The sequence below is a fragment of the Sphingomonas sp. JUb134 genome, assembly GCF_004341505.2.
Taxonomy (GTDB): Bacteria; Pseudomonadota; Alphaproteobacteria; order Sphingomonadales; family Sphingomonadaceae; genus Sphingomonas.
On record NZ_SLYP02000003.1, the window covers coordinates 1 to 24,411 of the forward strand.

Genomic DNA, 24,411 nt, shown 5'->3' on the forward strand with positions numbered 1-24,411 from the left:
ACACGGAAGGGCACTGGTGGTCCGACCGCGTCGACCAGCCCAACGAGATCCTCCAGCGCGAGCGCCTGGGCGGCATCGCGCTGCGCCGCAACCAGACCTGGCCCGGCAACACGGTCAGCTGGCGCTTCGACCAGCCCGAGGCCGCAACCCAGGTCGCGATCCTCGTTCCCAACCCAAGGCCCGACGCCTTCCGCGTCATCGCCTACAACACCACCAGCCAGCCCCAGCGCGCGACCATGACCGGGTGGACCGTGACCGGCGGCACCTGGACGATGAAGGCCGCCACCAGCAGCGACGGCGGCACCACCCTCACCCCCATCGACACGCGCCAGCTCACCCTGGAGCGCAGCGCCTCGACGGAAGTGACCTTTGCCCCCGGCACCACCACCGTGCTCGACTTCACCCTCAGCCAGGCGAGCAGCCCGGTCGAGCAGCGCTCCGACCTGGGCATCGGTATCGACGACGTCACCGTGCAGGGCCGCCGCGTATCGGTGACGGTCCACAGCCTCGGTTCGCAACCTGTGGTCGGCGGCGCGGTGACGCTGGTGGACGCCACCGGCCGTGAAGTTGCCCACGCGGCGGTACCGGCACTCGCCGCCCCCACCGACCTGAGCCCCAAGACCGCGACCGTGCGCCTGAGCATCCCCGGCGGGGTCGATCCCGCCACCCTTTCGGTCCGCGTCGCGCTCCCGGGCGACGCGCCGGAGGTGACGCGCCAGAACAACCAGGTCCCCCTCGCCGAGCTCGTTCGGCGATGAAGGCGACGCGGCGCGCTGTCCTGGCTGGCCTCGGCATCCTCGCCACCCCGGCGTTCGCGCTGGGGGGCCGCAACGACCTGCGCGCCGCGCTGGATGCGGCCGAGAAGGACGGCGACCCCGCGCACCTCGCGAGCTTCGATGCCAGGGCGCTCCCGCCGGGCCAGCGCCTCGACCTGCTCACCGCCCGCGCGGGGCTCGCGATCGACGCGAAACTCGCCACTGCCACCGGCGCCGAGCGCTACACCCTCCTCCTCCAGCAACGCAGCGGCACCAACGTCACCCCCGCCCGCACCCGCCGTCGCCTGACGCTCGAGCTCGACCGCCTCACCGCCCGCGCCGACCGCTTGTTCCGCGGCCTCGGCCGCACCCAGGGGTCGGTCGGCGAACGCTACCGCGCCCTCTTCGCCGACCCGCAATGGCACTATCCCGACAGCGACGCCGGCCGTGACCAGGCCGTCGCCGACATGAACCGCGTGCTCGACGCCGCCCGCGCGCGCGTGCCCGCCTTGCTCGGCCCCGTCCCGCCCTTCTGCCTCGACGTCACCGCCCGCCGCCTCTCAGCGGCCGAGCTCGCCGCCGGCCGCGGCGGCTATCGCGAACTGCCGACCCCGCAGAAGCCCGGCGCCTATGTCGTCGACCTCAAGGACATCGCCCGCCGCCCCAGCTGGAGCCTGAGGGGCGCCGTCCACCACGAGCTGCTCCCCGGCCACATGACGCAGATGCCGATGGAGGTGCTTGCCGACCCGCACCCGCTGCGCCGGCGCTACGCCCCCTCCTATGCCGAAGCCTGGGGGATGTATGCCGAACAGCTCGCCGCCGCCGATGGCGTCTACAAGGGCGACCCGCTCGGCGAACTCGGCCACAGCCACTGGCTGCTGTTCCGCGTCACCCGCGGCCTCGCGGATCTGGGCATCCACCTCGACGGATGGAGCATCGACCAGGCCCGTGCACAACTGATCGCCTGGCAGGGCGAGCCCGGCTATTTCGCCCCGTTCGAGATCGACCTGCCCCGCATCGCCAAGGAACCCGCTACCCGGGCCTCGGAGGCCATGGCCTGGCTGGATCTCGCCGACACCGCCGCTCGCGTACCGGCGGCGCGGCGGGTGATGTTCCACCAGGCCATGCTCCGCCACGGCCGCATGCGCACCGAAGTGTATGGTGACTGGAAGCGCCTGGCCTGAACCACTCCGTGCCCCGGCGAAGGTCGGGGCCCAGTAGGGAAGGCCCCGGAAGAACGCGCACCTATCGCCTCGGCACCGCAACTGGACCCCGGCCTCCGCCAGGGTACAAGAAGAAGAGTCGCCCGCTTCTAGCCCTCACCGAGCTCCCGCGCCCGCCGGAACCCGGTTCCGTCCCCTACAACGCCCGGTACCGGAAGTCCCGGAACCGAGCCTCGCCCGCCCCGGCCGAATACAAGCCCGGCCGCAGCATCAGGAACCCGCCCCGCACATTATGGTGGTACCCAGAGACCTCCATTCCGCGGTCGAAGCGCTTCCACGTCCGCCCGTTATCGCCGCTCAGGTGGATGGCCACGATGTGCTCCTTGTTCGCCACCCGCATCCGCAGGCGCCGGCCATAGGGGTTCGCCGGCCGCCCGCGCTCGATGCCGTACTGGTGCGTCACGAACCGGGTCTCGTCGAAGCCCAGCCCGCAATAGAGCTTGTCGTCATAGAACAGCACCAGGCCCGCGGTCCCGCCGGCTGCGATCTCGATCGTGCATTCGAACTGATACGCCCGGTCCCCCGCGATCAGCATCAGCGGCGAGGAATCGCTCGGTGCCTTGCCGGTTGCCTTCAACACCAGCGTGCCATTCTCCACGCGCGCCCGAGCGGCCTCGTTCGGTCCGGGCTGAAAGAAGTTCCACTTCGCCCCCAGCTGCAGGGTCCGGAAGTCATCCGACAGCGGCTGCCCATGCGGCAGCGCCGCGCCGCCCCTGGGCTTGGCGATGGGCTGCGACAGGTCGCCGCCCTTCATCCGGAACCAGCCATCGGCGGTCCATTCGATCGGGTCCAGCAGCGCCTGCCGCCCCAGCGTCCAGAACCCGTTCTCGAACCCGTGGTACACCGACCACCAGCTCCCGTCCGGCGCCTCGACCAGGCTCGCATGGCCGCGCGACCACCAGCGTTCCGACACATCCTCGGTTCGCACCACTGGATTGGCCGGATCATTCTCCCATGGCCCGTGGAGTGAGCGTGATCGTGCCACGATCACCATGTGCCCGGTGGGCGGTCCCGCCGTCCCGCCCACCGCGGTGATCTGGTAATACCAGCCGCCGTGCCGCACGATCTTGGGCCCCTCGGGCGAGAAGCTCTCGACGTCCCACTCGTCCGGATAGCGCCAGGGGTCATAGACATGCTCGACCTTGCCTATGGTCGACAGCCCGTCGTCCGACAGCCGGATGCGGTCGCCGCCCGACAGGAACAGCCAGCGTGACCCATCCTCGGCCACCGCATGGCACGGGTCGATATGCTCGTGCAGCCCCAGCGACTTCGGGTCGGACCACGGCCCGTCGATATGATCGGCCCAGCTGACATAGATGTCGTTCGGCGTGGCCTTCACCGGGATGTAGAGGAAATACCGCCCCTTGTGCCTTTCCAGGCTCACCGCCCACACCGATCCGATGTTGCGGTTGAGCGCGGCCTTGCGCGGCTGCCAGTTCACCAGGTCGCGGCTGTGCCAGATCGTCAGCCCCGGATAGCTGTCGAAGCTGGAGAACGTCATGTAATAGTCCCCTCCATCCTTCAGGATGGCCGGATCGGGGTGGTCGCCGGCCAGCAGTGGGTTCAGGAACCGCCCGTCGCCCAGGTCCGCGATCCGCTGGTTGTCGAAGCCGCGCTTCCAGTCCCTCGCTGTGCCCGCCTTGCAAGCCTCAGGCGCCGCCGGCGTCCCCGCCGCCCGTGCGGGCGTTCCGCCCAGCATCGCCGCTGCACCCCCGGCAAACGCCGTCCCCAGCGCGTCGCGCCTGCTCAATCCCATCGCACTTCTCCAGCTTGGGGGTGCAGCAGCGGGCGGCGTGCGTGCGCCGCCCGCGCCTGCCTTCAGACTTCCTGCGCGCGCACCAGCTTGGGCGACAGCAGGTGGACGCACAGCAGCGCCAGGAAATAGGCCGAGCCCGCCACCGCGAACAGCGGCACATAGCTGCCGATGCTGTCGAGGACATAGCCTGCGTACTTGGCCATCAGCATGCCGCCGATTGCGCCCACAGTGCCGCCGATGCCGACGACCGAACCCACCGCCGCACGCGGGAACAGGTCGGACGGGAGGGTGTAGAGGTTGGCCGAGAACGCCTGGTGCGCCGCGGTCGCAACGCCGATCACCAGCACCGCCAGCCACAGGTTGTCGATCGACTGGGCAAAGAACACCGGCACCACCGCGCAGGCGCAGATGAACATCGTCATCTTGCGCGCGTAGTTGACGCTCTTGCCCGCGTTGATGAACCGCCCCGACAACCAGCCGCCCGCGACGCTGCCCAGATCGGACAGCAGATAGATGGCGACCAGCGGCGGCCCGAAGCTCAGCAGGTCCAGGTCATAGCGTTCGCCCAGATAGCCCGGCAGCCAGAACAGGAAGAACCACCAGATCGGGTCGATGAAGAACTTGCCCAGCGCATAGGCCCAGGTTTCGCGCACGCGGATCAGCCGCTTCCACGGGATCGCCGTCACCGGATCGGCGGGATCCTGCTCGATCCAGGCGCGCTCCTCGTTGGTTACCTTGGGATGCTCGCTGGGGCGTCGATACATCATCAGCCAGGCGACCAGCCACAGCAGGCTGACCAAGCCGGTGATGATGAACGCCGCACGCCAGCCATAGGTGACGGTGATGATCGGAACCACCAGCGGCGTGATGATCGCGCCGACGTTGGCGCCGGCGTTGAACACGCCGATCGCCAGTGCCCGTTCGCGCGCCGGGAACCACTCGGTGACCGCCTTGATGCTCGCGGGGAAATTGCCAGATTCGCCTAAACCCAGGCCGAAGCGTGCCATGGCGAACTGGGTGACGCTGTACGCGCCGCCATGGGCGATGTGTGCGATCTGCCAGATGACGAAGGCGATGGCATAGCCGAAGCGCGCGCCGATCACGTCCATGATCCGGCCGAAGCCGAGGTAGCCGATCGCATAGGCGAACTGGAAAAAGAAGATGACGTCGGCGAAGTCGGTCTCGCTCCAGCCGAGGTCCGCCGACAGCGTCGGCTTGAGCACGCCGATCATCTGCCGATCGACGTAGTTGATCACCGTCGCCGTAAACAGGAGCGCGACGATCCCCCAACGATAGCGACCCGCCCGCGCTACCGCGCCTGCAATCGGATCAGCCCGTCCGTTCTCCATGCTTCGTCTCCGACATACTCTCCTGCCGGGCGGCGGCCTCTATCGTGCCGCTCACCCGAAGTGTTCCAAACCGCGCCTCGACCCGCGCCCCGACCGCCACCTGGTGGACGCCGGTCACCGCGCCTGATGAGACCCATTGCCCCGGCTCCAGCGTCCGGCCGCGCGCAGCCAGACTCTCGACCAGGAACGCGACGGCGCCGAACGGGCCATCGAGCATGGTGCGCGCGCTCGCCTCACCGACGCAGGTGCCGTCGACGAAGGTCGCAACCTGCCAGTCCTCAAAGGCCCGGCTCGACCAGTCCGCCACCGGCGCGCCGATCAGCAATGCGTTATGATTGCCGAAGTCGCTGATCGTGACCAGCGGTCCGTCCGCATTAATCCCCGCATAGGGCGAACTCGCGATCTCGAACCCGACATGCACCGCGTCGACCAGCTCGACGACTTCCTCCAGTGAGATCCGCTGCGTACCCGGGCGTGGCGAACGGCCGATGCGCAGCAGATATTCGGCTTCCACCGCGGCAAAGCCGCCCGCGATCACCGGCAGCGCCACCGGATCGTCGCCGGCGTTCTGGATCTGGTCGGCAAAGATCGGCCCAGCGAGCCGCGGCACGCCCAACGTGTCGCTGTGGGGCGCCGGCACGCGGCCCACCTTCCACCCGGCGACGGCACCGCCACGCAAGGAGATCGCATGGTCCTGCACGCCATAGGCCGTGGTTAGCGAGGTCGGACGCGCGCCCGGATAGGTGGGAAGCGCCGCACCCACACGCCGAGCCTCCACAAAGGCCCGTGCGATCGCCTCTTCCCCGCTCATCGACAGAACATCCTCAGCATTTCGCAGGCATGGCTATTGGAAACCGGTGTCAGGAGCAAGGTAGTTTATGCGCTTGCGGCTCAAGGCGGACTCAGAATCTCTTCAGAGACAGCCGGCCGCGTTGCGTTCGGAAGCGCAGAGGCAGGCCAAGATAGCGTTACCAATTTCGTTGACCGCCTCCCGTCGATGTGCACAGTTTGATCCAAACAGAAAAACTGGGGAGGTGTCGCGTGGCTCGCACGTTGCTGATGGGACTTCTATTGCTGTCGTCGGTTGCGCCAATCAGCGTGGCCACCGCGCAGTCCGCGCCTTCGGAGCTCCGCTATCGGAATCCGCAGCTGCCCCCTGCCGAACGCGCCCGCGATCTCGTCTCCAGGATGAGCCTTGAGGAAAAGGCGCTCCAACTCGGCCACGACGCGCCTGCTTTGCCCCGACTGGGCATCCCCAAGTACAACTGGTGGAACGAGGGGCTGCATGGCGTGGCGCGCGCCGGCATCGCAACGGTGTTTCCGCAAGCCATCGGCATGGCGGCGACATGGGACGTCGATCGGATGCGGGATACCGCCGACGTGATCTCTACCGAGTTCCGCGCCAAATATCTCGAGCGGCGCCATCCCGATGGCGGGAGCGACTTCTATCGCGGGCTTACCGTGTGGTCCCCCAACCTCAACATCTTCCGTGATCCGCGCTGGGGACGCGGGCAGGAGACCTACGGCGAGGATCCCTATCTGACGGGCCAGATCGGCACCGCCTTCATCCGAGGCCTGCAGGGGGACGATCTGAAGTACTTCAAGACGATCGCTACCTCGAAGCATTTCGCGGTCCATTCCGGCCCGGAAAGCAACCGCCACCGCGAAGACGTGTACCCGAGCCTCCACGATCTGGAGGACACCTATCTGCCGGCGTTTCGCACCACGGTGACGGAGGGCAAGGTCGCTTCCATCATGTGCGTGTACAATGCGGTCTGGGGCGTGCCGGGCTGTGCCAACGCGGTGCTGCAGCAACAGTATCTGCGTCGCGACTGGGGCTTTCAGGGCTATGTGGTCTCCGACTGCGGGGCAGCGGCGAACATCTATCGCAAGGACGCGCTGCACTACACCAACACCGCTCCGGAAGGTGTCGCAGCCGGCTTCGAGAACGGCATGGACCTGATCTGCGGCGACTATCGCAACGGCATGACGACCGATCCGGAGAACATCGTCGCGGCCGTCAGGGCGGGGCATATGAGCGAGGCGACCGTGGATCGGTCGCTCCAGCGCCTGTTCGAGGCGCGCATCCGGCTCGGCCTGTTCGACCCGCAGCTGCCGTTCCCGGCCATCACGGCGAAGGACTACGACACGCCCGCGCATCGCGCCAAGTCGCGCGAGATGGCCGAGGCGTCGATGGTGCTGCTGAAGAACCAGGGCAACCTGCTGCCGTTCAAGAGCGCGCCGCGCACGATCGCCGTCATCGGGCCCAACGCCGACAGCTTCGATACGCTGGTGGGCAATTACTACGGCACGCCGTCCCGGCCGGTGACGGTGCTCGACGGCATCCGCGCGCGCTATCCCAACGCGCGGATCCTCCATGCGCAGGGCGTCGGCCTCATTGGGCCGGCAGAAGCGCCGGTGCCGGACACGGCTTTCCGGGGGCTCCGAGTCCAGCATTACGCCAACCGCGACTTGCAGGGGGCGCCGAACGCCACGGAAGCCGCGACCAACGCACGGGTGGAGTGGAGCGGCGACCGCGAAAGCTCCGCACGCTGGACGGGCACGCTGGTGGCCCCGGAAACCGGCGAGTATCGCTTCCGCTTCTCCAGCGAGAACGGCTACCGCGTCTGGATCGACAACAAGCTGGTCGTGGACGAGTGGGGCGTGGGCGACGCGCCCTCGATCCTCTCGGGATCCATCCGCCTGAAGCGGGGCAAGAGCTACGCCGTCCGTATCGAGGGTTTCCAGCGCGGCGCGCGCGGCCAGCAGCAGCTTCTCTGGAGCCTGCCGAGCGCCAATGGCGACGATGCGGTCGCAGCCGCAAGCCAAGCTGACGTCGTCATCTTCGCAGGCGGCCTTTCCGCCCGCATCGAGGGCGAGGAGATGAAGGTTCAGGCGAAAGGCTTCGCCGGCGGTGATCGCACCAGCCTCGACCTGCCCGAGCCCCAGCAAAAGCTGCTCGAACGGGTCCATGCCACCGGCAAGCCCGTCGTCCTGGTGCTGATGAACGGATCGGCGCTGAGCGTGAACTGGGCCGACAAGAACATCCCGGCAATCGTCGAGGCCTGGTATCCAGGTGGCGAGGGCGGCCATGCCCTCGCCGGCCTTCTCGCCGGAGACTATAGCCCGGCCGGACGCCTCCCGGTCACCTTCTACAAGTCCGCCGACGATCTGCCCGCGTTTGACGATTACGCGATGAAGGGGCGGACCTACCGCTATTTCGACGGGGAGGTTCTCTACCCCTTCGGCCACGGCCTTTCCTACACCGACTTCGCCTATCGGAATGCGCGCGTCAGCGACAAGACGATCCAGGCGGATGGCTCGGTGACGGTGTCGGTGGATGTCACCAACGCGGGCGGCATGGACGGCGACGAGGTCGTCCAACTGTACGTCGCGCATCCCGGCAAGGACGGCGCTGCCATCCGCACGTTGCAGGGCTTCGAAAGGGTGCACCTGAAGAAGGGCGAGACGCGCACGGTTCGCTTCGCGCTGAAGGACCGACAGCTCAGCTACGTGGACCCGCAGGGCCGCCGTCGCATTTCCACCGGCCAGGTCGACCTCTGGGTTGGTGGCGGCCAGCCGGCATCGTGGCCGGGGCACACCCCGGCGGCCGGAGCAGCCGCTTCATTCGCGATCTCTGGCGAGAAGCTGCTGCCGCGCTGAAACATTGCCAGTGGCTCCGATCACGCCGCTGCCGGTTCGGATCATCGGACGCGCCCCTGCCGCAGGGGTGCGTCCAAATGCCGCTGGCAAACAACTTCGCTCGGTCGCTATGGATGCGCCATGACCAAGGCCTCCCAGCCCACCATCAACGACGTCGCGCGTCTCGCCGGCGTTTCGAAGAAGACGGTCAGCCGCGTCATCAACAACAGCGACCTTCTGAACGAGGACACGCGCAAGCGCGTCGAGCAGGTGATCGCCGAGCTGGGTTATACGCCCAATCCGCAGGCGCGTGCGCTGGCGCTGCGCCGCAATTTCGTGATCGCGCTGATCCACGACAATCCCAATGCGCAGATGGTGCTGGGCGTGCAGCACGGACTTCTGGAGGTGCTGCGCGACACCGAATTCGAGCTGCTGGTCCACCCCGTCGATCGCGGTGACCCGGAGATGCTGGGTGAAATCCGCCGCTTCCTTGAACGCCAGCGCCCCTATGGCGTGATGCTGTTGCCGCCGATTTCCGAGAACGACCAGCTCGCCGGTCTCTGCGCGTCCATCGGCTGCCGCTATGTCCGCATGGGATCGGCCCCATTCGATGTGCCGGAGCGCATGGTCGCCTCCAACGACCGCGAAACGGTCCGCCACGCGATCGGCCATCTGATCGAGGCGGGTCACCGCCACATCTGCGTCATCGCGGGTCCCCGCGGCTTCCGCTCCGCGCTCGAACGCCAATCTGGCTACGAGGAAGCGATGAAGGCTGCCGGACTGCCGTTCGACCGCACCTGGATCGCACCCGGCGACTATACCTTCGATTCCGGCATGCGCGCGACTGAGCGGCTGCTCGACCTCTCGCCCCGCCCCACCGCGATCTTTTCCTCCAACGACGAGATGGCGGCGGGCGCCATCCATGTTGCCCGGCAGCGCGGGCTGGAGATTCCGGCCGACCTGTCGATCATCGGCTTCGACGACACCACCATCGCGTCGCACCTCTGGCCCCCGCTCACCACCGTGCGCTGGCCGATCGAGACCATGGCGCGGGCGGCCGCGCTCAAGCTCATCGGCAACAGTGTCGGTGACGAGGACGGCGAGCACGCGCTGTTCCTGTCGACGCTGATCCGGCGCGCCTCGGTCGCGGCACCGTCCACCTAAAGATATCTGACAAATTGGCTGGACAGTCTCCAGCCGCTTTTGCATCCTTCCGCCTACTGCCGGCGGGCCGCCCGCCTCCCTTTCTGCCCGAGGCCGTTCGATGACCAAGCTTTCGCTTCACCCTGATCGGCTGCTGCCGGCCGATCCGACCACCCGGTCGATCGCGCGGCGACTGTACGAGCGCATCGCGGGCCTTCCGATCCTCTCGCCCCATGGGCACACCGATCCGGCTTGGTTCGATCGCAACGAGCTGTTCGGCAATCCGGCCAGCCTCCTGATCATCCCGGACCATTATGTCTTTCGCATGCTCTACAGCCAGGGCGTGCCGCTGGAGGAACTGGGCGTACCCCGCGTCGACGGCGGGCCCACCGAGGCCAATCCGCGCGCGATCTGGCGCCGCTTCGCCAGCCACTATTACCTGTTCCGCGGCACCCCATCGCGCATGTGGCTCGACTGGGTGTTCGCCGAAATCTTCGGGCTCGACGAGGTGCTGTCCGCCGCCAACGCCGAAACCTATTACGACACCATCGACGCCGCGCTGAAGCAGGAGGCGTTCCGCCCCCGCGCGCTGTTCGAGCGCTTCAACATCGAGGCAATCGCCACCACCGAGGGTCCGCTGGACCCGCTCGACCACCATCGCGCGATCCGCGCGAGCGGATGGCAGGGCAAGGTCATCACAACCTATCGCCCCGACCCCGCGCTCGACCCCGAGTTCGAAGGCTTCCGGCAGAACGTCGAGCGATTGGGGGAACTGGCCCGCGAGGACGTGTCGAGCTGGAAGGGGTACCTGCGGGCGCACGAAAACCGCCGCGCCTATTTCCGCGAGGTCGGCGGCGCGACCGCGACCGACCACGGCCACCCCAGCGCCGCGACCGCGGACCTTTCCGAGGCAGAAGCCGAGCGCCTCTATGCCCGCGTCCGCTCCGGCAGCTGCACGGCCGCCGAGGCCGAGCTGTTCCGCGCCCAGATGCTCACCGAAATGGCCCGGATGAGCATCGACGACGGCATGACGCTCCAGATCCACCCCGGCGTCCACCGCAACCACAATGCGACCCTCATGGCGCAGTTCGGCCGCGACAAGGGCGCCGACATCCCGATGGCGACGGACTTCGTCGGCGCGCTCCATCCGCTGCTCAGCCGCTATGGCTCGGACCCGCGGCTCAACATCATCCTCTTCACCCTGGACGAGGACAGCTATGCGCGGGAGCTCGCGCCGCTCGCCGGCCACTATCCCTCGCTGCGCCTCGGCCCGCCCTGGTGGTTCAACGATAGCCCTGAGGGCATGCGCCGCTTCCGCGAGCGGGTGACCGAGACGGCCGGCTTCTACAACACGGTCGGCTTCAACGACGACACCCGCGCCTTCCTGTCGATCCCGGCGCGCCACGACGTCGCCCGGCGAATGGACTGCGCCTTCCTCGCACGCCTCGTCGCCGAGCATCGGTTGCCCGAGGACGAGGCGCACGAAGTCGCGCAGGCGCTGACCTATGACCTCGTCAAGCAGGCCTACAAGCTGTGAGCGCACGCCTTTCGAACGCGACCCTGGCAACGCTGCCCGCCGAAGTCGCCCGCCCGTCCTATGACCGCGCCGCGGTGAAGGCGGGCGTCGTCCACCTGGGCATCGGCGCCTTTCATCGCGCACATCAGGCCGCGGTATTCGACGCCGCGCTCACCGCAGGAGACCTGCGCTGGGGCATCATCGGCGTATCGCTGCGTTCTCCGGGCGTGCGCGACCAGCTGGTACCACAGGACGGGCTCTATACGCTGGTCGAGCGCGAGGGCGACGCCCGGCGCCTGCAGCTGATCGGGGCGGTCCAGACCGTGCTGGTGGCGCCCGAGCATCCGGCGGCGGTCGTCGCCGCGCTCGCCAGCCCCGACACGCATCTCGTCACGCTGACGATCACCGAGAAGGGCTACAAGCTCGACCCCGCCACCGGCGCGTTGATCGAGGCGGATGCGGATGTCGCCGCCGACCTCGCCAGCCTTGAAGCGCCTCGTACCGCCCCGGGCTTCTTGGTCGCGGCCCTCGCCCGCCGCCGCGCTGCGGGCCTTCCCCCCTTCACCGCGATTAGTTGCGACAACCTGCCGCACAATGGTGCGCGACTGCGCCAGGCGGTGCTGCGCATGGCCGCCGCGCACGACGCGGAGCTCGCCGCCTGGATCGAGGCGGAGGGCGCCTTCCCGCAGACCATGGTCGACAGGATCGTCCCCGCCACCACCGACGCCGATATCGCCGAACTCGCGCGGACCTTGGGCGTGGAGGACCAGGCGATGGTCAAGACCGAGCCCTTCTCCCAATGGGTGATCGAAGATCGCTTCGCGGGTCCGCGGCCGGACTTCGCGGCGCTTGGCGTCCAGCTCACCGACGACGTCGCGCCCTGGGAAGAGGCCAAGCTCCGACTGCTCAACGGGGCGCATTCAGGCATCGCCTATCTCGGCGGTCTCGCAGGCATCGACTTCGTGCACGAGGTAGTGGCGCTGCCCGAAGGCCGCCGCTTCGTCGAGCGGTTGTGGGAGGAGGCGGAGTCGACGCTGTCGCCGCCGCCCGGCCTCGACGTCGCAGCCTATCGGGCACAGCTGATGGCGCGCTTCGCCAACGCCGCGCTCCAGCACCGTACCCGGCAGATCGCGATGGACGGATCGCAAAAGCTGCCGCAGCGGCTGCTTGCAAGCATCGCCGCGTGTCGCGCGACGGATACCCGCTGCCCCGCCCTGAAGCTTGCCGTTGCCGCGTGGATGCGCTGGCAGGAGGGCATCGACGACCAGGGCAGAGCCTTTACCGTCGATGATCCACTCGCTGCGCGCACCGCCGCGGCATTGGAGGGCACCATCACGGCCGAGGAGAAGGTGGCAGCGCTGCTCGCGCTCGACGCGATCTTCCCCCCTGCTCTGGCCGAAGACGCCGCGCTGGCACAGCTTCTCGCGGCTTGGCTGCACCGCCTGGAGACGGAGGGCGCCCGCGCGACCCTCGCCCGGCTGTAGGATCAGCGGATCGCGGAAAAACGGTTTGCGCGATCCCGCAACTGGGCCGCCTCGGCGCGGGCTCGTTCGAGGGCATCGTTCTGCGTCGCCTCGAGCAAGTGCTCGATCACGCGGCCCAGGTGGCGGCGCATGGCTTGGCGCGCCCCGTCCGGATCGCCCGCGGCGATCGCATCGAGGATGGCCCGATGGTCCTCGATGCGCGGTTTCTCCCCTGCCCGCCGCGCGCGGTCGAGCACGGCCATGCAGAGGGGCGAGCGATGCCGCACGTCCCACAGCGTCTCGATCGTCAGCACCATCGCGTCGTTGGCGGTCGCCCGCGCGATCTGGCGATGGAACTCGCGATCGGCATATTCGTCCGGGCTGTCGATCGCGTTCTCGGCGATCATCCGCTCCAGAATGTCGCGCAACGCTGCCACGTCCGCCTCGTTTCGGGTGAGCGCAGCCAGCGCAGCGCACTCCCCCTCCACCAGCCGGCGCGCCTCGATCAGTTCGAACGCCCCGATGTCCAGATCGGACGGCTGCAGCAGTCCCGGCGCGTGGGCGGTCACATAGACGCCCGATCCACGCCGTGCCTCGACCAGTCCGAGGATCTCCATGCCGATCACCGCCTCCCGCACCGTCAGGCGGCTGACGCAGAAACGATCGACGAGTTCGCGTTCGGTGGGGAGCCGGTCGCCCGGTGCGAAGCGCCCGCTGACGATGTCGGCCTGAAGGGCGTCGATGATCGCTTGGTAGAGCTTGCGTCCGGCGGGTCGGGTCATGCTGGGTTCCTGCACCCCGTCAGCCTAGGCGGCACGACTGGCCCTGTCATCCATCGACTTAGACGGTCACACCCTGCTTCCACAGCGCGATTTCCCGCTCGCCGTTGCGCTCGGCGCGTGTCTCTGCACCGGAAGCCGTGGCGATCACCAGGTCGAGCAGCCGTTCGGTCACCGCCTCCGGTGCCTCCCCTTCCAGCAGCGGCCCCGCGTCGAAGTCGATCCATCCCGGCTTACGCTCGGCAAGCCCGGTGTTGGAGGCGATCTTGAGCGTCGGCGCCGGAAACCCCATCGGCGTCCCGCGCCCGGTGGTGAACAGGATCACGGTAGCGCCCGCGGCCGTCAGCGCCGTTGAGGATACCGCGTCGTTGCCCGGCGCTTCCAGCAGCACCAACCCCTTCTGCCGCACACGTTCGCCATAGCGCAGCACGTCGACCACGGGCGCTCGACCCGCCTTCTGCACCGCACCCAGGGACTTTTCGTCCAGCGTCGTGATGCCGCCCGCCTTGTTCCCCGGCGACGGGTTCTCATAGACGGGCTGACCATGGGCAATGAAATAGCCCTTGAAGTCCTCGACCAGCGTGCAGATCTCGCCGAACACCCCCTCGTCCTTGGCGCGCGCCATCAGGATACGCTCGGCGCCGAAGATCTCGGGGATTTCGGTCAGCACCGGGGTTCCTCCTGCGTTCGCCACCGCGTCTGCGACGCGCCCGACCAGCGGGTTGGCCGAAACACCCGAGAACCCGTCGGAGCCGCCGCACTTCAGCCCCAGCACCAGTTCCGACAGCGGCACCGGCTCGCGTCGGTCCTGCTCGGCCAACGCGACCAGTTCCTCGATCATCGCGAGGCCCGTCTCATATTCGTCGCTAACCATCTGGGTGGTGAAGGAGCGCAGGCGATTGCGGTCGATGCCGGGCGCGGAGGCGAGCAGCGCGTCCATCTGGTTGTTCTCGCACCCAAGGCCGATCAGCAGCACGCCGCCGGCATTGGGATGCTGCGCCAGGCTCGCCAGCATCGTCCGGGTATGATCGAGGTCGTCGCCCAGCTGGGAACAGCCGTAGGGGTGCGGAAAGGCGTGAATGCCGTCCACGCGACCCGCAAAGCGCCGCTCGGCGAGCTCGGCCAGCCGCCGCGCCGTCGCGCCCACGCAGCCGACCGTGCATAAGATCCAGATCTCGTTGCGCGTACCGACCGCCCCGTTCGCACGGCGGTAGCCATCGAAAGTGCGCGGTTCAGCAGGCACGGCCGACACCGGCGGAGCCGCGGCATAGACATACTGCTGCGCCTCCTCCAGCAGCGTGCGCACATTGTGGGTATGGACGTGCGCCCCGGCCGGGATGTCGATCGTCGCGCGTCCGATCGGCCAGCCGAACTTCACGACTTCGTCGCCGGTCGCAATCGGACGAACGGACAGCTTGTGGCCCTTCGCCACCGGGTCGCAGAGCGTCACGGTCGTATCGCCAACCGTCACCGTCTCCCCTGCCGACAGGTCGCGCAGGGCGGTGGCCACATCGTCGCGGGGATCGACCTGGAGCGCGGAACGGATCAGGTGCATCGGGAAGGTTCGCCTGTTGGAGACATTACTCAGATAACTTTAGCGGGCCTCGTCTGCAAGGCGTGCCATCGTGCCCATCTACTTGTCTGACCGCGGGCTGCGTACTAGCGTCGGATCCTCCCCAATCCGCCGTCTCGGCGGTGCCGTTTCTCCAGAGGTTCGACGCCCATGATGATGACGCAGACCATGCGGTGGTTCGGCCCCGCGGATCCGGTCGCGCTGGCCGACATCCGCCAGGCCGGGGCCAGCGAAGTCGTCACCGCATTGCATGAGGTGCCGAACGGTGCCGTCTGGTCGCGAGAGGCGATCGCCGCTCGCAAGGCGCAGATCGAGGAGGCGAAACTTGGCTGGACGGTGGTCGAGAGCCTGCCGGTGCATGAGGGGATCAAGACCCGCTCGGCCAGCTGGGACCAGTTGATCGACGCGTATCTCCAGAGCCTGCGCAACCTCGCCGCCTGCGGCATCACCGTCGTCACCTATAACTTCATGCCCCTGCTCGATTGGACGCGAACGGACCTTGCGTGGCCGCTACCGACCGGCGCCCGCGCGCTGCGCTTCGATCCGGTCATGGTCGCGGCCTATGACCTGCATATCCTGCGCCGCCCCGATGCCGCCGCGGACTATGATCCCGCGATACGCGATGCCGCAGACCGTGCCCATCACGCCATGGAGGAGGCGGCACGGCTCCGCCTGGAGCGGACCATCATCGCCGGCCTGCCGGGAAGCGAAGAGCATTTCACCTCTGCCGAATTCCTCCGCTGCATCGACACCTACGCGGATGTGGACGCCGGCCGGCTGCGCGCCAACCATTTGGCCTTTCTTGAGGCGGTCTGTCCGGAAGCGGACGCGCTCGGGATCAGGCTCGTCGTTCACCCGGACGACCCCCCCTTCCCCATCTTCGGCCTGCCGCGCGTGGTGAGCACCGAGGCGGACGTTTCGGACCTGTTCGCCCGGGTCCCCAACCCCTCCAACGGGCTCTGCTTCTGCACCGGCTCGTTCGGGGTGCGCGCCGACAACGACCTTCCGGGCATGGTCGAACGGCTGGGCAGTCGCATCGGCTTCCTGCATCTGCGATCCGTGCAGCGCGAGCCGGAGGGCGCCTTTCACGAGGCGGAGCACCTGGAAGGCGATGCCAACATGCCCGCCGTCGTCGCCGCGGTCCACGCGCTTCAGCATCGGGAGCGCCGATCAATCCCGATGCGTCCGGATCATGGGCACCAGATGCTGGACGACCTCAACAAGCACACGAACCCGGGATATTCGCTGCTGGGGCGGATGCGCGGGCTGGCCGAGTTGCGCGGCCTGGAGCGCGGCATTGCGCAGGCGGCACGTACCGTCGCCTGAGGCATTTACCGGGAAGTACGCTGGCCGCTCCAGGAGCGAGGAGTGAGACGGGCGCACAGGCCGGCAGCACCCGGCATCGGAGGGCTGTCATCAGCCTGACTTCGGGATGCAACGCGGATTTCGCCGAGCTTACACCGCCCTGACGCACGGCGCGGGCACAGGCACCCCAGGGTAATAGAACTTCGGGGGCTCTGCATGACTTCGAACACGACGGACATCGGCTATGACGATGGCGATATCGACACCAATCGTACCGCTTCGCGGCACCTGAACGATCTGGTCTCCGAGCGCTATTCGCGGAGGCAGACCCTGATGGGCGGGATTTCGGCCATGGCGACGGCCGTGTTCGGCAGCGCGGTGCTGGCCGGATGCAACGACGACGATGACGACACCGGCTCCACGCCCGGCTTCACCGTGTCCGCGACGTCTTCGGGTGAGGCCAAGGCCGGCCGCGTGGTGACGCTGACCGGCACGGTCTCGGGCGGCAGTGCCAGCAGCGTCGCCTGGGCGCAGACGAGCGGCACGTCGGTCACACTGGTCAATGCCACCTCCAACGTTGCGACCTTCATCGCGCCTGCGGTGGCGACACCGACCAACCTCACCTTCCGCTTCACCGGCGCGGGCGCCAATCTCGCGACCGCATCGGCGACGGTGACGGTCCTGGTGGGCGCGCCCGAACTGGGCTTCGCGGCAGTACCCAAGAGCCTCGCCGACGTCGTGGCCGTCCCGGCCGGCTACACCGTGTCGGTGCTGTACCGCCTGGGTGATCCGATCGCATCCTCCCTCGCGCCCTATGGCAACAACGGCACCGACGGCGACTTCGCCCGGCGCGCCGGCGACCACCATGACGGCATGAGCTACTTCGGGCTTCAGGCGAGCGGCAGCGCGCCCGATGCTGCGAACAGCACACGCGGGTTGCTGGTGCTGAACCATGAAAACATCACCCAGGCGTATCTCCACGCCAACGGGCCCACGTCGGTCGCCGGTGTGCGCCCCGAAGCCGAGGCGCTGAAGGAGATCGAGGCGCATGGCGTTTCGGTGATCGAGGTGACCCGCGGCAGCAACGGCGGGTGGAGCTATGCACAGGGGTCGGCCTTCAACCGCCGCATCACCCCCAATACGTTGATGGCGTTCCACGGCCCCGCACGCGGCGACGCCAGCCTGCGCACCGCCTATTCGGCGGACGGCACCGCCGGACGCGGCACGATCAACAACTGCGCCAACGGCTCCACGCCCTGGCACAGCTATCTCACCAATGAAGAGAATTGGGCCGGCTATTTCCGGCGCAACGCGGGCGATGCAGCGATCCGCGCGGCCGCCGGTCGAGCGGCGCAGAATGCATCGCTCGCCCGCTACGGTATCGCCGAGGGCCGCACCGGCAATTACGGTTGGACCACGGTCACGCCCGCTGCGGCGGACAGCACGATCTTCCGGCGCTGGAACGCGACCGCATCCGCAGGCCTGCCGGCGGACGGTACCGGCGACTTCCGCAACGAGCCGTTCCAGTTCGGTTGGGTCGTCGAGATCGATCCCTTCGACCCCGCCTCCACGCCGCGCAAGCGCACGGCGCTCGGCCGCATGAACCACGAGGGCTGCCAGATCGGCCGCACGGTGGCCGGCGTCCGTCCGGCCTTCTACATGGGCGACGACGCGCAGAACGAGTATATCTACAAGTTCGTGTCGCAGCAGCCCTGGGCAGCCGCAGACGCAAACCGCCCCGACCGTCTTGCGGTAGGCGACAAGTATCTCGACACCGGCACCCTGTACGTCGCCCGCTTCGACGCTAGCGGCGAAGGCCAGTGGCTGCCGCTCGTCTTCGGCCAGGGTCCCCTCACCCCCGCCAATGGCTTCACCAGCCAGGCCGATGTGCTCATCCATACCCGGCTCGCGGCCGATGCGCTGGGTGCGACGCCGATGGACCGGCCCGAGTGGACGGCGGTGAACCCGGTCACGGGCGAGATGTACTGCACGCTCACCAACAACAGCAATCGCGCCGTCACGCCGGCGAGCGGGAGCCAGCGCCGGGTCGATGCGGCCAATCCGCGCGCGTATCTGGACCCCCGCAGCGACGGCCGCTCGCCCACCCGCGGCAATGCCAACGGGCATGTCGTGCGGCTGCGCGAAGCGGGTGACACGTCGGAGGCAACCAGCTTCACCTGGGACATCTATGCCTTTGGTGCCGGGTCGGATCTCGACCCGGCCGGCATCAACCTGTCGGGGCTCGACGCGACCAACGACTTCTCGTCGCCCGACGGCCTTTGGTTCGGCCTGCCGAGCAATCCGTCGGGACAGGTCACGCCGCTGATGTGGATGCAGACCGACGACGGCGCATTCACGGACCAAACCAACTGCATGATGCTGGCGGCGATCCCCGGCATCGTCGGCGACGGCAAGGCGCAGACGGTGACCAGCACGCTGGACGGCCAGACGGCCACCGTCACGACGCGGGCGGGCCGGGCGCCCGGCGCGACCCTGCGCCGGTTCCTGGTAGGACCCAAGGAGTGCGAGATCACCGGCATCCACTCCACGCCGGATGGCCGCTCGCTGTTCGTCAACATCCAGCATCCTGGCGAGAACGGAAATCCTGCCAACATCACCAGCAACTGGCCCGCGAACCAGACGGCCGCGGCGCCGGGCCAGCGTCCGCGCTCGTCCACGATCGTGATCACGCGCGACGACGGCGGCGTCGTCGGCCTCTGATCGGGTGCGTCCTGTTCGGCCAGTGAGGCTGGACAGGACGCGCTCCCCCCGACCGGCGAGAGGAACGGCGCCTCCCAGGAGCAGGAACGGCTTTAATGCCCCCCTGCCCGCTCCTATCTACGCGCGGCAAAGGGGGCCTCATGCCAGAACCGATCCTCGCCGTGAGCGGCGTGTCCAAGACCTACAAGGGCGGCTTCACCGCACTCCACGACGTCGACCTCGCCATCAACAAGGGCGAGATTTTTGCGCTGCTGGGCCCGAACGGCGCCGGCAAGACCACGTTGATCAGCATCATCTGCGGCATCGTGACGCCGTCGACCGGGACGATCCGGGTTGCCGGTCACGACGCAATTAGCGACTACAAGGCCGCCCGGCGCCTGATCGGCCTCGTTCCCCAGGAGCTTTCGGTCGACATGTTCGAAACCGTGCTCGCCACCGTCACCTTCTCGCGGCGGCTGTTCGGGCGATCGGGCCACAGCGCCTACATCGAGCAGGTGCTGCGCGACCTGTCCTTGTGGGACAAGCGCAACGCCCGGATCATGGAGCTGTCCGGCGGCATGAAGCGCCGCGTCCTGATCGCAAAGGCGCTCGCCCATGAGCCGGAGGTGCTGTTCCTCGACGAACCCACCGCCGGCGTCGACGTGGCGCTTCGCCGCGACATGTGGAAGCTGGTCCACCGCCTGCGCGAGCGCGGCACGACGATCATTCTGACGACCCATTACATCGAGGAAGCCGAAGAGATGGCCGACCGCGTCGGCGTCATCAACAAGGGCAGGCTGCTGCTGGTCGACGAAAAGACCGCGCTGATGCAGAAGCTGGGCAAGCGCGAGTTCGACCTGACGCTGGTCGAGCCGCTCGACGCGGTGCCTGCCGGCCTGGAAGCGTGGCAGCTCAGCCTGGCGAACGACGGCACCACGTTGCGCTACGTATTCGATTCGACTCGGGAGGACACCGGCATCCCCTCGCTGCTACGCGCGCTTGCGGACCGGCATATCGCGTTCAAGGACCTGGAGACCTCCAAATCGAGCCTTGAGGACATCTTCGTCGATCTGGTGGGGGAACGGGCATGAACCTGCACGGAATCTGGGCGATCTATCGCTTCGAAATGGCCCGGTCGCTCCGCACCCTGTGGCAGAGCCTCGTCGGCCCGGTGCTGACCACCAGCCTCTACTTCATCGTCTTCGGCGGCGCGATCGGCAGCCGGATGCAGAGCGTGGAGGGCGTCGGCTATGGCAGCTTCATCGTGCCCGGCCTCATCATGCTCTCGCTGCTGACGCAGAGCGTGGGGAATGCGTCGATCGGCATCTATTTCCCAAAGTTCACCGGTACGATCTTCGAGCTCTTGTCCGCCCCCATCTCGGCTATGGAGATGGTGCTGGGCTATGTCGGCGCGGCCGCGACCAAGTCGATCGTGATCGGCGCCATCATCCTTGCCACCTCGGCCTTCTTCGTGCCGCTTACGGTGATGCATCCGGCGGCGATGATCGCCTTCCTGCTGCTCACGTCGGTCGCGTTCAGCCTGTTCGGCTTCATCCTCGGCATCTGGGCCAAGAGCTTCGAGCAGCTGAACTTCGTGCCCATGCTGCTGATCACGCCGCTCACCTTCCTGGGCGGCAGCTTTTATTCGATCGACATGCTGCCGCAGCCGTGGCGGACGATCAGCCTGTTCAACCCGGTCGTCTACCTGGTGAGCGGCTTTCGCTGGAGCTTCTTCGGCAAGGGCGACGTGGACATCGCCGTCAGCCTGGCTGTGACGCTGGGGTTCCTGGTGGCGTGCCTCGCCGTCGTCGCGTGGATCTTCAAGAGCGGCTGGCGGCTGAAGAACTGACTGCTCCAGTCGCGGCCCCTTCCCTGCTCTCTCACCCGGGTAAACGATCGCCGTATGGTGCGCGCTGAAGCTCGACGAGCGTAGGCGTTCACCAGGAGCTGCGGAGAAGATGAAGGGTCGTGACTTGCCGTCGGATCCGCCTTGGATGCCCCCGTGGCGAGCCATCAAAGGCGCACGAGACAGGGTTGATGGGCGCGCGAAAACGACGAGCCGTTCGGGGAAAACGGCTCGTACATCATCGGTCAATCGTCGGGTCGCAGCGCCCGACGCTCGGCGTACCGGATCACGAACGCTTCCCAGACGCGAAGCCATTCGGCTTCCGTCCTTAGCCTCTTGATATCGGGAAACCCCTTCCGGAAGGCTGCCGCCATGTCATCGACCGACCAGGGATGCCCCTTGCTGAGCCCGATGGCGCGGAACGCCTTTTCGCGGTCACCATAGGAGAGAGTCCCTTCGGGAAAGGCGACGCGTGGCTCCCCGTCCTTGGCGGGTGCAGCGCCCCTCCCTGCCCTTGCTGCAACCGATGATCTCGGAGCCCTTTCAGGAACCGCTGGGCTCACGAGACGAAGATGGGGGCCGACCAGCTTGCGCTCCATCGGAGCGGGAGACGGATGGAGGATGACCTTGCGACCGGAGAGGTCCACGTTCGCGTTCGGATAAACCGCCGAGACGAGCTGCATCGTCTCACGCACGGTTTGTCGGAAGCGCTTGCTATCGGCGTCGTTGCCGAGGTGCTTCGCCAGCTGATCCCATGAGATCACCTGCCCCTTGTCGGAGCTGATTCGAGGCAGGCGGTAGGCAAGATAGGTATAGAGATCGAGTGCGGTCGGCGTCCCCTTCAGCTCGCGGATCGCCACTTCGTTAAGAGGAACCGCGTGCTCGATGAGGTGACTGTAGAACACCTCCGACATCCGGATTTCGCGTGCGAAAGCACCATTCTTGTCCAGCGAACCTGCATATTCGTTGGAAATCTTCACATCACGAACCGCGAACGCATTGTCCTCCGCGCCCGTGCCGTCCCAGCGGATCTGCCACTCGCAGGCGAGCAGCCGATCCACCTGCTCCCGCATGAGGTTCGCCGTACCTCGTGGGCCGTAAGAGACGGTCTGGTATCCCAGGCGACGCATCCATTCGGTGAAGTTGCGTCCCAGATAGACGTCACGCGACCGCTTCATCACGGCCTGGGAAAGCAGGTAGATCAACGCGACCCGGGGATAGGCCCCATATGGCACGCCGAGGCTTCGCAGCACGGACTTGCCGTCCACGTTCTGCAGCACGGGCCGCGGGTTGATCGCAAGCGCGTACTTGCCGTCTTCCCGGACGATCGGCTGGGTATCGTCCTTGGGCCTCTTGGTCGGCAGCGACATCGCGCAAAGCGCCGAGTGCAGGAAGGCGGGCACTGGCTCTTCGTCATGGACCCGAAGGAACGCGTCCAACGTACCCTGCGTGCCGGATGCAGTCGCCACTTCGCGAACGCGCGCCGCTCCCCCGTCGAGCATTGCTAGCGCGTACTGATGCCCGATCGGCCTGTGCTCTTCCCCGCTCATCGTCTCTGCCCTTCCCCGAATCTCGCGGGCCTCGGATGAGTCGTGTTCAACAGCTTCGGACGCCGAAATCAAGATGGTTGGCAGTTTGCGAGCCGATCTCGCGGCAAAACCTGCAATTCCACCGATGATCTCGGTGCTAAACGGGTGGGACGGCCCTCCCCTGCCCCTTGCTCCGGAAAATCATCAAAGCCGATTCGCGTATCGGTTTTGATACAGGGTTTCTTATTATAGGTTGGCGCTCCGAGATCATCGGTGGAATCGCACCGAGATCATCGCCCCTTCGCACCGACATCATCGTCTAGCACCGAGATCATCGGTGCGCCCTGAGCTAGTGATCTCACCTCGCCGTTTGGCTTGACCGCCCTCTGCCAGCGGCCAACTTGCCGAGGTTGCTAGCCCCCGAGGAGCCCGCCTCCGACCCGGTATTGGGACCGCTCTGTCGAATGTGCTCGAAGATCATCGGTCAAATTGTAACTTTGGTGGCCGATCGTTGCTCGAAACTGCCAGGAAAGCTACGGACGGGGTCGCACTCTTCAAAAGCGGATTGAAATGGCCACTGAACCTGCACACGTCCGGGACGAGGACTTGATCGAGGGCGGACTGGAGGTCCTCCATCGTAAGGCGCTCACGATCCTGAAGCGGATCCGCGACAGTGCCATAGACCCCGAAACCGGGCAGAAGCGCGGCCCGACCTTCCCTATTTCCAAGGCTGCCAAGCTGGTGGGAAGAACCGCATCCGCGATCCGCGAAGCCGAACGGGACGGGCGTCTTCCGGAGCGTGGCCGGACCGCCTCCGGGCACCGCGTGCAGTATACGCTCGAAGAGCTGGACCACATGCGCGAGGTGTTCGGCACCCGCCCCTGGCGGGATCCTGGCGACGTGCCGGCGATCATCTCGGTCTGCAACTTCAAGGGCGGTGTAGGCAAGTCGACGATCGCGCTGCATCTCGCCCAGCATTTCGCGATCGGGGGCTACCGGGTTCTCTTCATCGACTGCGACAGCCAGGCGTCCTCCACCATGATGTTCGGATACCGCCCGGACGTGGATCTGGGTGAGGACGACACGCTCTATGGCCATTTCCACAATCCGGAGTTGCTGGGGATCCGGAAAATCATCCGCAAGACCCACTTCCATGGCCTTGATCTCATCCCGGCCAACCTGCGCCTCTACAACCTTGAGTATGAGATTGCGGGGTATCTGGCGCGAAACCAGAATCTGGCGATCATCGACCTGATTGCCGAGGCGATCGACACGGTCGTGGACCACTATGACGTGGTCATCATGGACCCGCCCCCTGCCTTGGGCATGGTCTCGATGGCGGTGCTCCAGGCGGCGAACGCCATGGTCATTCCCGTGCCGCCGAGCTTGGTCGACTTCGCATCGACCGTCTCGTTCATCGACATGGCCAAGACCACCATGAAGCAGCTCGAAGAGCTCGCGGGTAGGGGGCGGCCGGCTTATAACTTCATCCGTCTCGTCGGCAGCCGCGTGGATGACAGCAAGTCGATGCATCGGGAGGTGCTGTCGATGATGCGCCAGGTGTTCGGCGGATCGATGTCGTCGTCGGTCATGGTGACGAGTGCCGAGATCGACAACGCGAGCTCCCGGATGAAGACGGTGTTCGAACTGGAGAAGCCGGTCACCTCTCATGAGGTGTATAACCGCTGCATGAAGCACCTGAACGAGGTGTGCCGGGACATCGAGCAGGATGTCTTGCGGACATGGGCGAGCAGGGCGGGGGATCAGCTTTGAGGCGGGTTGCCACGTGGCAACGGTGGCCAATAGCGGTCGCGCATCTCGGACTTTCGCAA

At 67.0% G+C, this 24,411-nt stretch carries 16 protein-coding genes and 1 pseudogene; 11 read left to right on the top strand and 6 right to left on the bottom strand.

Annotation, left to right across the window (positions count from 1 at the left end; all coding sequences use genetic code 11):
* Both EDF69_RS18330 and EDF69_RS18335 read left to right on the top strand, forming a co-directional pair.
* A pseudogene (locus EDF69_RS18330) lies at positions 1-758 on the top strand (LamG-like jellyroll fold domain-containing protein); the annotation flags it as partial.
* A complete protein-coding gene (locus tag EDF69_RS18335; protein ID WP_132883687.1) occupies positions 755-1,939 on the top strand; it encodes a DUF885 family protein in 1,185 nt (394 codons plus the stop codon). The pseudogene EDF69_RS18330 and the gene EDF69_RS18335, both read left to right, overlap by 4 nt.
* A 175-nt stretch (positions 1,940-2,114) precedes the next feature.
* Here EDF69_RS18335 and EDF69_RS18340 read toward each other — a convergent pair whose 3' ends face one another.
* From EDF69_RS18340 to EDF69_RS18350, 3 genes are all read right to left on the bottom strand, one after another.
* Positions 2,115-3,734: a family 43 glycosylhydrolase gene (locus EDF69_RS18340; RefSeq protein WP_132883686.1), complete on the bottom strand. Its 1,620-nt coding sequence runs from the start codon at positions 3,732-3,734 to the stop codon at positions 2,115-2,117.
* 62 nt (positions 3,735-3,796) lie between these two features.
* Positions 3,797-5,083 carry an MFS transporter gene (locus tag EDF69_RS18345; protein ID WP_132883685.1) on the bottom strand — a complete coding sequence of 429 codons (1,287 nt, stop codon included), beginning with the start codon at positions 5,081-5,083 and terminating at the stop codon, positions 3,797-3,799.
* On the bottom strand, positions 5,064-5,894 hold the full coding sequence (locus tag EDF69_RS18350) for a 2-keto-4-pentenoate hydratase (protein ID WP_132883684.1): 831 nt from the start codon (positions 5,892-5,894) through the stop codon (positions 5,064-5,066). The genes EDF69_RS18345 and EDF69_RS18350 overlap by 20 nt, the downstream gene beginning before the upstream one ends.
* Before the next feature lie 287 nt (positions 5,895-6,181).
* Here EDF69_RS18350 and EDF69_RS18355 point away from each other — a divergent pair, with 287 nt between their 5' ends.
* The 4 genes from EDF69_RS18355 (at position 6,182) to EDF69_RS18370 (ending at position 12,868) form a co-directional block, all read left to right on the top strand.
* Positions 6,182-8,746: a glycoside hydrolase family 3 C-terminal domain-containing protein gene (locus EDF69_RS18355; protein ID WP_339538986.1), complete on the top strand. Its 2,565-nt coding sequence runs from the start codon at positions 6,182-6,184 to the stop codon at positions 8,744-8,746.
* Positions 8,747-8,866: 120 nt separating this feature from the next.
* Entirely contained in the window at positions 8,867-9,889 is a 1,023-nt protein-coding gene (locus EDF69_RS18360; protein ID WP_132883683.1) for a LacI family DNA-binding transcriptional regulator, read from the top strand.
* 100 nt (positions 9,890-9,989) lie between these two features.
* Complete coding sequence (gene uxaC, locus EDF69_RS18365; protein ID WP_132883682.1) at positions 9,990-11,405, top strand: glucuronate isomerase; 1,416 nt, start codon at positions 9,990-9,992, stop codon at positions 11,403-11,405.
* Positions 11,402-12,868, top strand: coding sequence for a mannitol dehydrogenase family protein (locus tag EDF69_RS18370; protein WP_132883681.1), 1,467 nt, complete (start codon positions 11,402-11,404; stop codon positions 12,866-12,868). Before uxaC ends, EDF69_RS18370 begins: the two co-directional genes overlap by 4 nt.
* Positions 12,869-12,870: 2 nt before the next feature.
* Here the strand turns inward: EDF69_RS18370 and EDF69_RS18375 are convergent, their stop codons facing one another.
* On the bottom strand, positions 12,871-13,629 hold the full coding sequence (locus EDF69_RS18375; RefSeq protein WP_132883680.1) for a FadR/GntR family transcriptional regulator: 759 nt from the start codon (positions 13,627-13,629) through the stop codon (positions 12,871-12,873).
* Between the two features lie 58 nt (positions 13,630-13,687).
* Positions 13,688-15,181 carry a UxaA family hydrolase gene (locus EDF69_RS18380; RefSeq protein ID WP_132883679.1) on the bottom strand — a complete coding sequence of 498 codons (1,494 nt, stop codon included), beginning with the start codon at positions 15,179-15,181 and terminating at the stop codon, positions 13,688-13,690.
* Positions 15,182-15,349: 168 nt separating this feature from the next.
* Between EDF69_RS18380 and uxuA the strand changes: the two genes are divergently transcribed.
* The 4 genes from uxuA (at position 15,350) to EDF69_RS18400 (ending at position 21,053) form a co-directional block, all read left to right on the top strand.
* Positions 15,350-16,525 (top strand): mannonate dehydratase, encoded by a 1,176-nt coding sequence (gene uxuA / locus EDF69_RS18385; RefSeq protein WP_132883678.1) that lies wholly within the window; start codon positions 15,350-15,352, stop codon positions 16,523-16,525.
* A gap of 195 nt (positions 16,526-16,720) precedes the next feature.
* Entirely contained in the window at positions 16,721-19,225 is a 2,505-nt protein-coding gene (locus EDF69_RS18390; protein WP_132883677.1) for a PhoX family protein, read from the top strand.
* A 140-nt stretch (positions 19,226-19,365) separates the two neighbouring features.
* A complete protein-coding gene (locus tag EDF69_RS18395; protein WP_132883676.1) occupies positions 19,366-20,295 on the top strand; it encodes an ABC transporter ATP-binding protein in 930 nt (309 codons plus the stop codon).
* Positions 20,292-21,053 (top strand): ABC transporter permease, encoded by a 762-nt coding sequence (locus EDF69_RS18400; RefSeq protein WP_132883675.1) that lies wholly within the window; start codon positions 20,292-20,294, stop codon positions 21,051-21,053. Before EDF69_RS18395 ends, EDF69_RS18400 begins: the two co-directional genes overlap by 4 nt.
* A gap of 242 nt (positions 21,054-21,295) precedes the next feature.
* On the opposite strand, the gene EDF69_RS18405 is transcribed toward EDF69_RS18400, so the two are convergent.
* On the bottom strand, positions 21,296-22,600 hold the full coding sequence (locus EDF69_RS18405) for a replication protein RepA (protein WP_132883713.1): 1,305 nt from the start codon (positions 22,598-22,600) through the stop codon (positions 21,296-21,298).
* A gap of 549 nt (positions 22,601-23,149) precedes the next feature.
* On the opposite strand from EDF69_RS18405, the gene EDF69_RS18410 reads away from it, so the two are divergent.
* Positions 23,150-24,352, top strand: a complete 1,203-nt coding sequence (locus tag EDF69_RS18410) for an AAA family ATPase (RefSeq protein ID WP_132883674.1) — start codon at positions 23,150-23,152, stop codon at positions 24,350-24,352.
* Positions 24,353-24,411: the final 59 nt, after the last annotated feature.

Excerpts from the sequence above, each read along its gene's own strand:
- EDF69_RS18335 (WP_132883687.1), top strand. The coding sequence starts at position 755 with ATGAAGGCGACGCGGCGCGCTGTCCTGGCTGGCCTCGGCATCCTCGCC.
- EDF69_RS18340 (WP_132883686.1), bottom strand. The coding sequence starts at position 3,734 with ATGGGATTGAGCAGGCGCGACGCGCTGGGGACGGCGTTTGCCGGGGGT.
- EDF69_RS18345 (WP_132883685.1), bottom strand. The coding sequence starts at position 5,083 with ATGGAGAACGGACGGGCTGATCCGATTGCAGGCGCGGTAGCGCGGGCG.
- EDF69_RS18350 (WP_132883684.1), bottom strand. The coding sequence starts at position 5,894 with ATGAGCGGGGAAGAGGCGATCGCACGGGCCTTTGTGGAGGCTCGGCGT.
- EDF69_RS18360 (WP_132883683.1), top strand. The coding sequence starts at position 8,867 with ATGACCAAGGCCTCCCAGCCCACCATCAACGACGTCGCGCGTCTCGCC.
- uxaC (WP_132883682.1), top strand. The coding sequence starts at position 9,990 with ATGACCAAGCTTTCGCTTCACCCTGATCGGCTGCTGCCGGCCGATCCG.
- EDF69_RS18375 (WP_132883680.1), bottom strand. The coding sequence starts at position 13,629 with ATGACCCGACCCGCCGGACGCAAGCTCTACCAAGCGATCATCGACGCC.
- EDF69_RS18380 (WP_132883679.1), bottom strand. The coding sequence starts at position 15,181 with ATGCACCTGATCCGTTCCGCGCTCCAGGTCGATCCCCGCGACGATGTG.
- uxuA (WP_132883678.1), top strand. The coding sequence starts at position 15,350 with ATGATGATGACGCAGACCATGCGGTGGTTCGGCCCCGCGGATCCGGTC.
- EDF69_RS18390 (WP_132883677.1), top strand. The coding sequence starts at position 16,721 with ATGACTTCGAACACGACGGACATCGGCTATGACGATGGCGATATCGAC.
- EDF69_RS18395 (WP_132883676.1), top strand. The coding sequence starts at position 19,366 with ATGCCAGAACCGATCCTCGCCGTGAGCGGCGTGTCCAAGACCTACAAG.
- EDF69_RS18400 (WP_132883675.1), top strand. The coding sequence starts at position 20,292 with ATGAACCTGCACGGAATCTGGGCGATCTATCGCTTCGAAATGGCCCGG.
- EDF69_RS18405 (WP_132883713.1), bottom strand. The coding sequence starts at position 22,600 with ATGAGCGGGGAAGAGCACAGGCCGATCGGGCATCAGTACGCGCTAGCA.
- EDF69_RS18410 (WP_132883674.1), top strand. The coding sequence starts at position 23,150 with ATGGCCACTGAACCTGCACACGTCCGGGACGAGGACTTGATCGAGGGC.